Origin of the sequence: Bacillus sp. Marseille-Q1617 (assembly GCF_903645295.1) — a bacterium.
Classification (GTDB): Bacteria; Bacillota; Bacilli; order Bacillales; family Bacillaceae_B; genus Rossellomorea.
Genome location: NZ_CAHJXM010000002.1, coordinates 1,172,373 through 1,185,673, shown reverse-complemented (window position 1 = coordinate 1,185,673; position 13,301 = coordinate 1,172,373). Strand labels below are relative to the sequence as shown.

The following is a 13,301-nucleotide window of genomic DNA, read 5'->3' as shown; positions in this document are numbered from 1 at the left end:
AATCTAGGTTAAACTGTAAGTGAGTCATATTTATTCCTCTTTTCATTGTTTATCGTCGCTGAAAACAGTGTTGCCAAGTAGGAATAAAATGACTCTTTCTTTTTACACAATTATATGGACTTAATCTATCGATCCAATACTTTCAACTAACAATCTGACACTTTCCTTAATTACCATGAAAAATAACCACGAATCTACTCTATTTCCATCAAGACTACCCCGCTTTATACCAAAAATGCAGAACCTCTATACTCAACCCTTTTCCAATGAAACCTATTCCGCCTGCAACCCTGAAATTAAGCCAAACCAACACCCTCGAACATAAAAAACCGGAGCCCCATAAAAAGGCTCCGGCCAATTTCTTATACGATTACAGCACACTAGCATGACCGTTATAGATCACGCCGCGAGTGGCATCCACTGTAATTTCCTGTCCATTTTCAAACATGGAAGTGGCATTTTCCACTCCCACAACCACAGGAATACCAAGGTTGATCCCCACTACAGCTGCGTGGCTTGTCAATCCACCTTCCTCGACAATCAATGCTGAGCATTTCTCAAGGGCAGGCATCATTTCTTTATCTGTACCGATCGTCACAAGTACTGAACCCGGTTGAACGTTTTCCACTGCTTCTTTTGCGTTTGAAGCTACGACAGCTTTTCCGTAAGCAGATTTACGTCCGATCCCTTGTCCTTTAGCGACGATGTCACCCACAACATGAATCTTCATCAGGTTGGTCGTGCCTGATTCACCGATTGGTACACCTGCTGTGATCACAATCAGGTCACCGTGTTTTGTCATTCCGGAATTCAAGCTTTCTTCCACAGCCATATCAAGCATTTCATCTGTAGTCGATACTCTGCGTCCGACTGTCGGGTACACTCCCCATACAAGTGCCAATCTTCTGGATACAGATTCGGTCCCAGTCACGGCTACGATCGGAGCTTTTGGACGATATTTAGAAATCATGCGTGCTGTATGACCGCTTTCCGTCGGTGCCACGATGGCATTGACATCCAGGTTGATTGCAGTGTGGGCCACTGACTGTCCGATTGCATCCGTCATGTTATGATCGCTTTCTTTGCTGCGGGATGAAAGGATTTCATTGAAATCAAGTGCCGTTTCTGCTCTTGAAGCAATATTATGCATCGTTTGTACCGCCTCTACAGGATACGTCCCTGCAGCTGTTTCACCCGATAGCATGATGGCATCCGTTCCGTCAAAAATGGCGTTGGCCACGTCACTTGCTTCCGCTCTTGTCGGTCTTGGGTTGCGCTGCATGGAATCAAGCATTTGAGTAGCAGTGATGACAGGCTTCCCTTGTGAGTTGCATTTCTTGATCAGTTGTTTTTGTACAAGAGGTACTTCTTCTGCCGGGATTTCGACACCCAGATCTCCACGGGCAACCATCAATCCATCGGACACTTCAAGGATTTCATCGATGTTATCGACACCCTCTTGGTTTTCGATCTTAGGGATGATTTGAATGTGCGATGCATTATGCTCTTCAAGCAATTGACGGATTTCCAGTACGTCAGAAGCACGGCGTACGAATGAAGCTGCGATGAAATCCACTTCCTGTTCGATACCGAAGATGATATCTTTCGCATCCTTATCCGTGATTCCAGGCAGGTTAACAGACACGCCAGGCACGTTAACACCTTTTTTATTTTTCAGCATACCGGTATTTGCAACCTTGGTATGAATCTCACCGTTTGCCTTATCGATATCCGTCACTTCCAGTCCAACCAGACCGTCATCCAAAAGAATCTTAGAACCGACGTGCACGTCATCGATCAATCCTTCATATGTAACGGAGAATTTCTCGGGTGTACCCAATACTTCTTTCATGGATACAATGACAGACGCTCCCTGCTGCAGTTCGAACCCATCATTTTCCATATTATTTGTACGGATTTCAGGACCTTTCGTATCAAGAAGGATCCCTACGTTTTTACCAGCTTTTGAAGCTGCTTCGCGAATGTTTTTAATTCGCTGTCCATGCTCTTCATGATCACCGTGAGAGAAGTTCAATCGGGCAACGTTCATTCCCGCTTCGATCAGCTGAGACAATTTTTCTACACTTTCACTGGCAGGGCCAATGGTACATACAATTTTAGCTTTTCTCATATATTTTACCTCCTGAATCTTTCAGCAATTATTAAATAGATAGCTCTTTTGAAAGCCGGTACATATCCAAATCAATTTTGTGAGGCTTTGCAAGTGCTTCGATGATGTCATAATCAACCATTTCATTCTTTTCGATCCCCACTGCTCTTCCGCCTTTTCCTGCCATCAGGAGTTCAACGGCACGTGCACCCAGACGGCTGGCTAACACACGGTCCGAAGCTGTCGGAGTTCCACCGCGCTGAATATGTCCGAGTACCGAAACTCTTGTATCCATGCCTGTCGCTTCTGTAAAGCGATTTGCAAATTCGTTACCGGACATCACGCCTTCTGCAACGATGATGACGCTGTGCTTCTTACCGCGTTCCTGACCTTTGTTTAAACGGCTGACGATATCGTCCATGTCAAATTTCTCTTCAGGAATGATGACAGTCTCCGCTCCACCTGCAAGTCCTGCCCATAGTGCAATATCCCCTGCATTCCGGCCCATGACTTCAATGATGAATGTTCTCTCATGAGAAGTGGCAGTATCACGGATTTTGTCAATCGCATCGATCACTGTGTTCAGTGCTGTATCAAAACCGATCGTGAACTCTGTACCCGGGATATCATTATCAATCGTACCAGGTACTCCCACACAAGGATATCCCCATTCAGTCAAGGCTTTGGCACCTTGATAAGATCCGTCTCCGCCGATTACAACAAGACCTTCGATACCGTGTTTTTCAAGCTGCTCGATCCCTTTTTTCTGACCTTCTTTTGTTTTGAACTCTTCGCATCGGGCAGTATACAGCATCGTTCCGCCGCGGTGGATGATATCCCCTACAGAACCAAGCTCCAGCTTCTTGATGTTACCATTAATCAAGCCGTTATATCCCTGGTAAATACCGTACACTTCAACTCCATGAAAAATAGCTTTACGAACGACCGCACGTACAGCGGCATTCATGCCTGGAGAGTCTCCGCCACTTGTTAGTACTCCTATCTTTTTCACTTTCATCACCTCATGAAGAAATTAATATGTAAAGGAATAATTCACCATATTGTTAATGGTTTCACATATCATCAGTTAACATTATTATGGAATATCTTTATTCCCATTTATTATGGACCAATAGACTATTGATTATTTCTAAAATAACACGAAGAGTCAAGCTTCTCAACAAGTTCCCCTGTGTAAATTCAATAGACGAAATAATCTATTAACTGAAAGCGTTTTAATTGTTAAAATTTTCAAAAATTTACTGCTATACTTCTTTGACAGGGTTTCATATTAATAATCTCGTAATTTAAACAAAAGGACTGACAAAAGGCAGGTTCCTATTTGTCAGTCCAGTGGTTTCATTATGATTGTACCCCAATATATTCATTTAAAACAGAATAATCACCCATCGTCTTGAATTTTTCATATCGATGCTGGATCAATTCTTCTTTACTCATCGGGATCAGTTCTTTTAGTGATTGTTTTAAGACGTCTTTCATGAAGTGAGCCTGTTCTTCGACATTCTTGTGTGCTCCCCCGGTCACTTCAGTAATGATTTCATCGATTATTCCGAGTTCTTTAAGATCCGGAGCCGTGATTTTCATGGACTCTGCCGCTCTCTTCGCTTGAGTGGAATCTTTCCATAAGAGGGCTGCAGCTCCTTCAGGTGAAATCACGGAGTAAGTGGAGTTTTCCAGCATGTGAATGTGATTGCCGACACCTAGTGCCAACGCTCCTCCGCTTCCTCCTTCCCCGATGACGATACACACGACAGGAACTGTCAGTCCGGCCATTTCAACCAGGTTTCTGGCGATGGCTTCACTCTGTCCCCGTTCTTCAGCTGCTTTCCCAGGGTAGGCGCCTTTTGTATCGATAAAACAAACAATCGGACGTTTAAACTTTTCTGCTTGTTTCATTAATCTTAACGCTTTACGATACCCTTCCGGATGAGGCATACCGAAGTTTCTGCGGATATTCTCTTTTGTATCTTTCCCGCGCTGGTGTCCGATAATGGTCACCGGCACACCGTCGAATTTAGCAAGCCCTGAAACGATTGCTTCATCATCACCGTATAAACGGTCACCATGCATCTCCATGAAATCAGTAAATAAATAGCGGATGTAGTCCAGTGTTGTCGGTCGATTCGGGTGACGTGCAACCTGTACTCTCTCCCAAGGTTTCATGTTTTCATAGATGTCGTTTTCGAGCTTCTGTAACCGAGCTTCCAATTTTTCAATTTCCTTTGATAAATCCACTTCCGAATTCTGAGTGAATTCTTTAAGCTCTGCAATTTTCTTTTTAAGTTCTACTACAGGCTTTTCAAACTCCAGCTCATTTACCATGGCAGATCACCATCCCACTGATGTATATCTAGTACTAGACCTATCTTCTCCTTCATTTCCATACGGGAAATGACTCCGTCAAGCTGACCGTGCTTGAGAAGGAATTCTGCTGTTTGGAAGTCTTCCGGAAGATCTTCCCTAATCGTTTGTTCAATGATCCTTCTTCCTGCAAAACCAATCAACGCCCCCGGCTCTGCGAAATTATAGTCCCCTACAGAAGCGAAGCTTGCAGATACTCCCCCTGTCGTCGGATGAGTCATGATAGAAATGAAGAGACCTCCGTTTTCGCTGAATCGTTTTAGGGCGACACTTGTTTTGGCCATTTGCATAAGTGACAGCACACCTTCCTGCATCCTGGCACCGCCTGATGCAGTAAAAATGATGAACGGCACGTGTCGCTTGTCCGCTTCTTCAATGGCTCTCGTAATTTTCTCACCGACCACTGATCCCATACTTCCCATCCGGAATCTGGAGTCCATGATCGCCACGACTACGTCGATACCATTCACTTTCCCGGATCCTGTAAGCACCGCCTCGTTCAAGCCGGTTTTCTTTCGATCTTTTTCCACTTTTTCAAGGTAATCCGGAAAGCCAAGCGGATTGACGGATACGAGCCCGGCATCGATTTCTTCAAAGGTCCCTTCATCGATGAAACAGTTGACTCTCTCCGTTGAGCTCATCCCATGATGGTAGCCGCAATGAATGCAGACCTTCAGGTTTTTCTGTAATTCCTTCGTGTACATGATTTTTTTGCATTCGGGACACTTGGTCATGATCCCTTCAGGAACATCCTGTTTGGCTGCTTCAGAAGGAATCGTGGCATATTTTTTCTTTTTAGGTTTATTGGATTTATTGAAAAGTTCCTTAAGCAAGGTTGAAACCTCCTTAACTAATTACAGTCGCTTTTGTATTGGTATTCTTTGGATGATAGAAATATATAAGTGCAAGGTGCAGGTGGATCCTGTAAACTGCTTGTCTACCAGTTTAACTGAAGACGTCATAAAAAAATGTTGGAATTTGTCAGCTCGCGATCCCCGATTTCCGAGATCTGTTTATAGGCAGTCTGCACCGATTCTTTATCTTGATTTTCTAATCCTTGAAGCAGGCTTAAAAGCTTTTCTTTTATCTCAGGGGTTATTTTCTTTTCTCCGATGATTAAAGTTTCGTAATCATTCAGGACGTTCCAGATTCTATGTGACAAATAGTTATTGCTTATGAGAATGATCTCTTCAAATATTTCCCTCCAGGTAAGGGTGTCATTGTCTTCTGTGACCTTGGAGATCAATTCAGATACATCCAGCCGGTTGCAGAAAATTGTACGCAGCGCTTCTTTTTCAATCATCGTCTTCGTACACTTCACATCCTCCTGGGCTTTTTGATCCTGTAGAATGAACATCCCCAGAAGATCAATGAGGTGATGATCCCGGAAATCGCGCAGGAATGTTCCTTCCCCTCTTCTGGTTTCAATCAATCCCAATAGTTCAAGAGCCCGGAGTGCTTCCCTGACAGAAGACCGTCCGACATTCAGCCTTTCAGAAAGCTCCCTTTCAGAAGGGATTTTATCCCCCTGCTTGAGGCCATCTTTCGATATCATTTCTCTAAGTTGGTGAACAATTCCAATATACACTTTCGATTGAGAATGGAGAGAGTTCACTTTCGTCATCATTCACTCTTCCCGATAACAGCTAATTCTTCCGTCTTTTTACGGATTTCCTCAGGGTCCACCTTCAATCGGGCTACACCTGTTTCCATTGCCGTTTTAGCTACTGCAGCTGCGACAGCAGGTGCTACACGTTTATCAAACGGTCCGGGGATGACATAGTCTGCATTCAATTCACTTTCACTGATCAAATCTGCAATCGCTTCAACGGCTGCTTGTTTCATTTTTTCATTGATATGAGTGGCACGCACATCCAATGCCCCTCGGAAAATACCAGGGAATGCGAGTACATTGTTTACTTGATTCGGGAAGTCAGAGCGGCCGGTTCCTACCACTTTTGCCCCTGCGGCTTTTGCCAGCTCTGGCATGATTTCCGGAACGGGATTCGCCATCGCAAAAATGATCGGGTCTTCTTTCATTGATGACACCATTTCCTCCGTCAATGCCCCTGCGACGGAAACGCCGATGAATACATCCGCCTCTTTCAATACGTCGCTGAGACCTCCTTGGATGCGGTCACGATTCGTGAATTTCGCCACTTCATCTTTGATTGCGTTCATTCCTTGTGAGCGGCCTTCATAGATCGCCCCTTTAGAATCACACATAATGATATCCCTTACACCGTAACGATAAAGCAGTTTAATGATGGCAATCCCGGCAGCTCCGGCACCATTGGCCACCACTTTGATTTCTGACATTTTCTTGCCGACGATCTTCAATGCATTCACAAGTCCCGCCACTGTCACAATCGCAGTCCCGTGCTGATCATCGTGAAAAACCGGTATATTCGTTTCTTTTTTGAGGCGTTCCTCGATTTCAAAACAATTCGGAGCGGCAATATCCTCTAAATTCACACCTCCGAATGTCGGCTCAAGAAGCTTTACCGTTTCAACAATCTTGTCCACATCGGTTGTATTCAAACAGATAGGAAATGCATCAACACCTGCAAAGCTTTTAAACAATACAGCCTTCCCTTCCATGACAGGAAGAGAGGCTTCCGGGCCGATATTTCCAAGTCCAAGTACAGCCGTTCCGTCTGACACGACTGCCACCATATTACCCTTCATCGTGTAGTCATAGACCGTTTCCGGTTTGTCATAGATTACTTTGCAAGGTTCTGCGACGCCCGGAGAATATGCCAGGCTTAAATCTTCAGCATTCCTTACCTCTACCTTTGATTTGGATTCCAATTTCCCTTTATTTACTCGATGCATATGCAAAGCTTCTTCGCGTAATGACAAAATCATTCACTCCTTATCATATTCCGTGCTATATGGTTCTTCGATTCATCAACGGTTATGTCATCCTATAGCATTCAGAAATTCAGTGGTCAGACCACCTTTTTCTATTAAACAATAATATAAATATCAGTTGAAGTAAAGCATGTTATGTTAAAACGACATTGGGTTTTCCCAAAAACGTTTCTAATTCATTCAACGCTTCCCGGGTCGGGGCGATTCTATAGAAATCAGATAGTTTTATACTCTTTTTGTCTTTTTCCATATAGACAATCACTGGATGTATCCCTTTGTTTCGCTGAATGATTTGTTGGATGTCCTTCATGACTGAATCCTGATCCTTGTGAGATGGGATTTTTAGAAATAATTTCTTCTCACGCTTTTCTGCCCGTTCTTTTATGTCTTCGATGGTCTGCACTTTATTGATAATAAGCTGCAGTTTATTGTTCCGTTCTTCCATTTTTCCATCAAACCATAACACATTTCCTTCTTTTAAGTGTGTCATAATTTGACGATAGACTGCAGGAAATACGACTGCTTCCATTTCTCCTGTTTCATCACTGATTTCGAGAAAAGCCATGACTTCCCCTTTTTTAGTGCGTATTGAACGGATTGAGGTAATATATCCTCCTATTGCCGTTCTTGATCCCTGTCTGCTATCTGTAATCAAGGTGACACCAAGATCTTCGAAAAGGGGTCTGTAGGAAGAGACAGGATGATTCGATAGATACAGTCCCAGTACTTGTTTTTCGAAGCTTAATTTCGTTTCCACATTCATGTCTTCCACTTCAACATATTTCGGTTTAAGCAGGAACGCTTCTTCTTCTTTAAACAGATCATGATCATCTTCGGGATTGACGAGCTCTGCATGCTGAATTGCCACGTCAAGGCTTGCCAGGAGCGTGGCGCGGTCTATATCGAATTCATCAAAGGCACCGGACAGAACCAGGTTCTCTAAAATCTTGCGGTTAATGATTTTCGATGAGACCCTCATACAGAAATCGAACAGATCCTCAAAGGGTTTATCATTCCTCACAGCGATGATTTCTTTCAAAGCCTGCGCCCCGATCCCTTTGATCGCACCCAAACTGTAGCGGATCCTGCCTTTCCCTTCTACAGAAAAAACAAATTGGCTGCTGTTTACGGACGGAGGCAGAATCTCGATGCCATATTGTTTTGCCTCCCTGATATATTGTGAGACTTTCGTTTCATTTCCAACGACTGAAGTAAGAAGGGCAGATAAAAAGTGAGCAGGATAATGAGCTTTTAAGTAGGCCAACTGATAAGCGATCATACTGTACGCCACAGCATGGGATCTGTTAAATCCATAATCCGCAAACCGGACGATAAGGTCATAGATGCCATCCGCCACTTCTCTTGTGTAACCTTTTTGAATGGATCCTTTTACAAAATGCTCCCTTTCCTGGTCAAGGACGTCTTTTTTCTTTTTCGATACGGCTCTTCTTAAAAGATCCGCTTCCCCCAGGGAGAATCCTGCCATTTTTGAAGCGATCTGCATGATCTGCTCCTGGTAGACAATGACTCCGTACGTCATTCCAAGGATCGGTTTTAAGTCAGGGTGTGGATATTCCACGCTTTCCTTCCCGTGTTTCCGATTAATATAGGTCGGGATGTTTTCCATCGGCCCCGGCCTGTACAGTGCATTGACCGCCACGATATCTTCAAATGAAGTCGGCTTCAGCCTGGTCAATACATTGCGCATGCCTTCTGATTCAAGCTGAAAGATTCCATTGGTCTGCCCTTTACTCAGCAGTTCGAATGTCTTTTGATCATTTACCGGAATCCCTTCCAATGAAAAGCGCTTATCGCTTCCTCGCCTGACGTTCTTTACGATTCTCTCCAGGATACTAAGATTCCTCAGACCTAGAAAGTCCATTTTCAACAAGCCGATTTCTTCAAGGATATCCATCGAATACTGGGTCAGATGAATCCCCGAGGCGCTTCCCTGTATCGGGATCCACTGCACCAAAGGATCTTCGCTGATCACAACACCCGCAGCATGGGTCGATGTATGCCGCGGAAGACCTTCCAGCTTCAGGGCTGTTTTGAATAGTCTGCTATACAACTCATTCTTCTCTATGAAATCACGCAATTCTTTTGAATTTCCATAGGCTTCTTTCAATGTAATGCCCAGTTTATTAGGGATCAGTTTTGATAGCTGCTCCTGTTCTTTCATGTTCAAGCCGAAGACCCTTCCTGTATCCCTCAGTGCAGCCTTCGCCGCAAAGGTGCCGAATGTAATGATCTGTGCTACATGAAGAGAACCATATTTTGCTTCTACATATTCAATTACTTCATCCCGGCGGTGATCCGGAAAATCAATATCGATATCCGGCATCGACACTCTTTCAGGATTGAGAAAACGCTCAAAGAGTAAATGATGCTTGATCGGATCGACATCGGTGATACTAAGTGCGTAGGAAACGAGTGATCCGGCTGCAGACCCCCGTCCAGGTCCGGTCAGGATATCCCTTTCCCTCGCAAATTTCATGAAATCCCAGACGATGAGGAAATAATCACTGAACCCCATCCTTCCGATGACTTCGAGTTCATAATCCAGACGCTCTAAATATTCCTGGGTTACATCATCAACCTTTTCACTCAATCCTTTTTCACAAAGATGGGTCAGTTCCTGCTGAGCGGTCACTCCGCCTCGCAGAGGATATTTTGGGAGGAGCTGCTGATGAAAGGGGATCCGCACGCTGCATTCGTTCGCGATCTTCAATGTGTTCTCAAGCACTTCCGGCTCATCTGAGAAAAGATCAACCATTTGCTCTCTCGTCTTGAAGTAGTACTCCTCGGTCTCAAGTACTACCCGTTCATCTTCAGAAAGCTTGACTCCATCCCGAATCGCTCCCATGCACTCATGTGCAAAATGATCTTCCTGGTTCAGATATTGGACGTTATTTGCTGCGACCATATTCACCCCGGTTTCCCCGGCTGTCTTTTTAAGGAGCGGGAGGAGTGCTTCTTCTGCTTTCAATCCGTGTTTTTGCAGACTTATATAAAAAGAACCCTCTCCAAACATATGTTGATAGGTATGTATGGCTTCCTTCGCCTTTTCCACTTCCTCATTTATTAGATGGGTTTCGATCTCCCCGTGAGGACCCGGGGTAATGGCAATCAAGCCATCACTGTAGGAATTAAGCCATTTAAGTGGGATTCCGTTGGAGGACTTGGCTCCGATCGCACTCGATATCTTCAATAGATTCTGATATCCTCTATTATTCTTGCTTAACAGCACCAAAGGAAAAGACTGCTCATCACTGACAGCGACATCCGCCGTCAATCCGATGATCGGTTTGATCCCTTCCTTCAAACACGCCTTATAAAAAGGAATGGCAGCATACATCATATTTTTATCAGTCAACGCCAAGGTTTTAAATCCGAGCGTTTTCGCTTTATGTACAAGTCCATCTATGGAAATTGTGCTTGAAAGTAAACTATAAGCGCTTGCTACCTGCAAATGAACAAACGACATATTATGCACACCCTTTTTCATTTCAATATACTTATATTATAGGTAAGAAAAGCAAAAAAAGAAAATATGTTCTCCCTCATATCCTGTCCATGAAACCCATATAGTTATCGTAAGAGAAGATTTGCTCATATGGAGATGATGAAATGGCTGAAGCCTTTTTTCCTGAATTATTTAAGAGTTTCTTTATTGCTTTCGGTGTGATATTGGGGGGATCCCTGATGGGGGGGCTCGCTTCCTTTGCAATGGGGCAGCCTCTGTTCATCGAGATGTTCCGTCTTTCAACTTTTTTGCGCATCTGGGCAATCATAGCGGCAATCGGGGGAACGTTCGACACGGTATACAGCTTTGAGAAAGGGTTTTTGAATGGCGAAACGAAAGAGTTGTTCAAACAGTTCCTGTTGATTCTATCTGCCTTGGGAGGAGCGAATACAGGTGCCATGATCATCTCATGGCTTACTCAGGAGCATATCTCATCATGAGGATACCCCCTTTTTATAAACTTCCTTCCTGGCAGCGCTTTTTCTCCGGCATGGTTGTGGGGGGCATCATCAGCTGGATGATCTTCATTTACATGTTCGGGGTCATGCATGAGAATCAGACCAAGTTGATAGAAGAACAGAAAAATGAAATCAGCAAGTATAAAAACACCCTCTCCTACCTGCAGGAAGAATACAAACAATTGAATGAAGAAAATGAAGAACAGTTGACGATCCAGGAAGTGAAGATCAAAATTGTGAATCCTACCAAAACAAAAGTTGAGCTGCTCAGCATCCATGAAACCGAGGACCGGCTGAGCGGGGATCTCAGAAGCCTGATCAATAAGGATCTTGAAACCGCTTATGGAACCCGTGATTTAATCAAGAAGATCATCGAAAATAAAACCGTGGAGTTAAATGACAAGTCGTTCACCTTTAAAGTGCGTGAGATTTATTTCTGGACAACCACGCAGATTACATTGGAGCTTGAGTATGAAGAATAGAAAAGCTTATTTCTCACTCACACAATTTAAAACTTCAAAAATCCAAAAAAGCTCCCGGAAATTGGGAGCTTTACTACGCCTATATCTCAAATTCTTAATGACTCCGGCAAGCCTCACGCAAATCCCGCAGTACATCTTCTTTCTCTTCCCATGAATAGATGGAAGCGCCTGCTGCGAGAGGATGCCCTCCGCCGTTGTATTTCTTTGCGATGGTGTTGATGACAGGACCTTTTGAACGGAGGCGGACACGGATCTGATCATCCTCTTCGATAAAGAAGACCCATGCTTTGATTCCCTTCACATTCCCTAATGAGCTCACCAATAAAGATGCCTCTGAAGGGACGACATCGTGCTGCTCAAGGATGTCCTTGGACATGACCATCTGGGCGCAGCCGTCTTCATCCATTTCAAAGTTCTGAAGCACAAAGCCTTGCAGCTTCAAGACATTCGAATCAACTTCATACATCTTATTGAACAGGTCGTTCCTGTCAAAATCAAACCGGATCAGTTCTCCCGCGATATCGAACGTTTTCTGGGTCGTACTCGGATAAAGGAATCTTCCCGTATCGCCTACGATGCCGGCAAACAGAAGGCGCGCGGCATGATCAGGAAGTACAAGCCCTTTATCCTTTCCGAATTGGTAGAATTCGTAAATCATCTCACTGACCGAACTGGCCGTCGTATCGATCCATAAATGATCACCATATGCATCTTCATTTGGATGATGATCGATCTTCACCAGCTTTTCTCCCAATTTGTACCGGCTGTCGCAGATCCGTTCTTCGTTGGCAGTGTCGCAGACAATGATCAAAGCTCCCTCAAAGACTTCATCTTCTATCGGATCAAGACGGTTCAGATAATGAAGGGTTTCTTCTTCGAGCCCGACAGCATATATGTTTTTATCAGGAAAAGAAGCTTTCAGCATCTCAGCAAGGCCGCCCTGTGAACCGTATGCATCGGGATCTGGACGGACATGTCTATGGATGATGATGGTTTCATATTGTTTGATTAATTCCAGGATTTGTTCTTTCATAAGTATCTCCTTTTTCACGAAATTTTCATTTGGCAATCTGTTCTCTTACCTGTAAAATAGTAGCGAGAAAGCCAGCACTGGAGGATAAGGATTATGTATTTTCTCGCTTTTTTCATTACATTAGCTTTTACTTTTTATATTTTCTATAAAGTTAAGCAAGTCAGAAGCAATCGGCCGATGGAGAAAAAATGGCTTTCTGCAAAGGCAAGTATGGCTCTCGGCTTGTTTGTCGCTTTATTCGGTGTCAATCAGCTTGTATTATTTCCAGGGACCGTGACATATATCGTGGGGGCCCTGTTCATCCTGATCGGACTCGCAAGCGGCTGGACAGGCTATAAATATTATAAGCATGTGCTTCCCTATGCGGAACGTGAAGCCAAGGAAATGGACGGCAACTAATGCCATGAAGACCGGGATCAGCACCCCGGTCTTTTTT

Annotated in this window: 11 protein-coding genes; 3 read left to right on the top strand and 8 right to left on the bottom strand. The window is 44.0% G+C overall.

Translation table 11 applies throughout. From position 1 onward, the window contains the following. Positions 1 to 370: 370 nt before the first annotated feature. The 7 genes from pyk to dnaE form a co-directional block, all read right to left on the bottom strand. Entirely contained in the window at positions 371 to 2,131 is a 1,761-nt protein-coding gene (pyk, locus tag HWX64_RS17255) for a pyruvate kinase (RefSeq protein WP_175990706.1), read from the bottom strand. 31 nt (positions 2,132 to 2,162) lie between these two features. After that, positions 2,163 to 3,122 (bottom strand): 6-phosphofructokinase, encoded by a 960-nt coding sequence (gene pfkA, locus HWX64_RS17250; protein WP_175990705.1) that lies wholly within the window; start codon positions 3,120 to 3,122, stop codon positions 2,163 to 2,165. 350 nt (positions 3,123 to 3,472) lie between these two features. After that, positions 3,473 to 4,453, bottom strand: a complete 981-nt coding sequence (accA, locus tag HWX64_RS17245) for an acetyl-CoA carboxylase carboxyl transferase subunit alpha (protein WP_175990704.1) — start codon at positions 4,451 to 4,453, stop codon at positions 3,473 to 3,475. Then, positions 4,447 to 5,325: an acetyl-CoA carboxylase, carboxyltransferase subunit beta gene (gene accD / locus HWX64_RS17240; RefSeq protein ID WP_175990703.1), complete on the bottom strand. Its 879-nt coding sequence runs from the start codon at positions 5,323 to 5,325 to the stop codon at positions 4,447 to 4,449. Before accD ends, accA begins: the two co-directional genes overlap by 7 nt. A 125-nt stretch (positions 5,326 to 5,450) precedes the next feature. Beyond that, a complete protein-coding gene (locus HWX64_RS17235; protein ID WP_254871186.1) occupies positions 5,451 to 6,119 on the bottom strand; it encodes a FadR/GntR family transcriptional regulator in 669 nt (222 codons plus the stop codon). Then, the gene (locus tag HWX64_RS17230; protein WP_175990702.1) at positions 6,116 to 7,354 is read right to left on the bottom strand and encodes an NADP-dependent malic enzyme; all 1,239 of its coding nucleotides are present in this window, start codon (positions 7,352 to 7,354) and stop codon (positions 6,116 to 6,118) included. Before HWX64_RS17230 ends, HWX64_RS17235 begins: the two co-directional genes overlap by 4 nt. 145 nt (positions 7,355 to 7,499) lie before the next feature. Further along, the gene (gene dnaE / locus HWX64_RS17225; protein ID WP_175990701.1) at positions 7,500 to 10,853 is read right to left on the bottom strand and encodes a DNA polymerase III subunit alpha; all 3,354 of its coding nucleotides are present in this window, start codon (positions 10,851 to 10,853) and stop codon (positions 7,500 to 7,502) included. A gap of 143 nt (positions 10,854 to 10,996) precedes the next feature. Here dnaE and HWX64_RS17220 point away from each other — a divergent pair, with 143 nt between their 5' ends. Together HWX64_RS17220 and ytrI are read left to right on the top strand one after the other, a co-directional pair. After that, entirely contained in the window at positions 10,997 to 11,332 is a 336-nt protein-coding gene (locus HWX64_RS17220; RefSeq protein WP_175990700.1) for a YtrH family sporulation protein, read from the top strand. Next, entirely contained in the window at positions 11,329 to 11,832 is a 504-nt protein-coding gene (gene ytrI, locus HWX64_RS17215; protein ID WP_175990699.1) for a sporulation membrane protein YtrI, read from the top strand. Before HWX64_RS17220 ends, ytrI begins: the two co-directional genes overlap by 4 nt. A 94-nt stretch (positions 11,833 to 11,926) precedes the next feature. On the opposite strand, the gene HWX64_RS17210 is transcribed toward ytrI, so the two are convergent. Further along, complete coding sequence (locus HWX64_RS17210; protein ID WP_175990698.1) at positions 11,927 to 12,865, bottom strand: bifunctional oligoribonuclease/PAP phosphatase NrnA; 939 nt, start codon at positions 12,863 to 12,865, stop codon at positions 11,927 to 11,929. Positions 12,866 to 12,958: 93 nt separating this feature from the next. On the opposite strand from HWX64_RS17210, the gene HWX64_RS17205 reads away from it, so the two are divergent. Then, positions 12,959 to 13,264, top strand: a complete 306-nt coding sequence (locus HWX64_RS17205) for a YtpI family protein (RefSeq protein ID WP_175990697.1) — start codon at positions 12,959 to 12,961, stop codon at positions 13,262 to 13,264. Positions 13,265 to 13,301: the final 37 nt, after the last annotated feature.

Excerpts from the sequence above, each read along its gene's own strand:
- dnaE (WP_175990701.1), bottom strand. The coding sequence starts at position 10,853 with ATGTCGTTTGTTCATTTGCAGGTAGCAAGCGCTTATAGTTTACTTTCA.
- HWX64_RS17235 (WP_254871186.1), bottom strand. The coding sequence starts at position 6,119 with ATGATGACGAAAGTGAACTCTCTCCATTCTCAATCGAAAGTGTATATT.
- HWX64_RS17210 (WP_175990698.1), bottom strand. The coding sequence starts at position 12,865 with ATGAAAGAACAAATCCTGGAATTAATCAAACAATATGAAACCATCATC.
- HWX64_RS17220 (WP_175990700.1), top strand. The coding sequence starts at position 10,997 with ATGGCTGAAGCCTTTTTTCCTGAATTATTTAAGAGTTTCTTTATTGCT.
- HWX64_RS17205 (WP_175990697.1), top strand. The coding sequence starts at position 12,959 with ATGTATTTTCTCGCTTTTTTCATTACATTAGCTTTTACTTTTTATATT.
- accA (WP_175990704.1), bottom strand. The coding sequence starts at position 4,453 with ATGGTAAATGAGCTGGAGTTTGAAAAGCCTGTAGTAGAACTTAAAAAG.
- ytrI (WP_175990699.1), top strand. The coding sequence starts at position 11,329 with ATGAGGATACCCCCTTTTTATAAACTTCCTTCCTGGCAGCGCTTTTTC.
- pyk (WP_175990706.1), bottom strand. The coding sequence starts at position 2,131 with ATGAGAAAAGCTAAAATTGTATGTACCATTGGCCCTGCCAGTGAAAGT.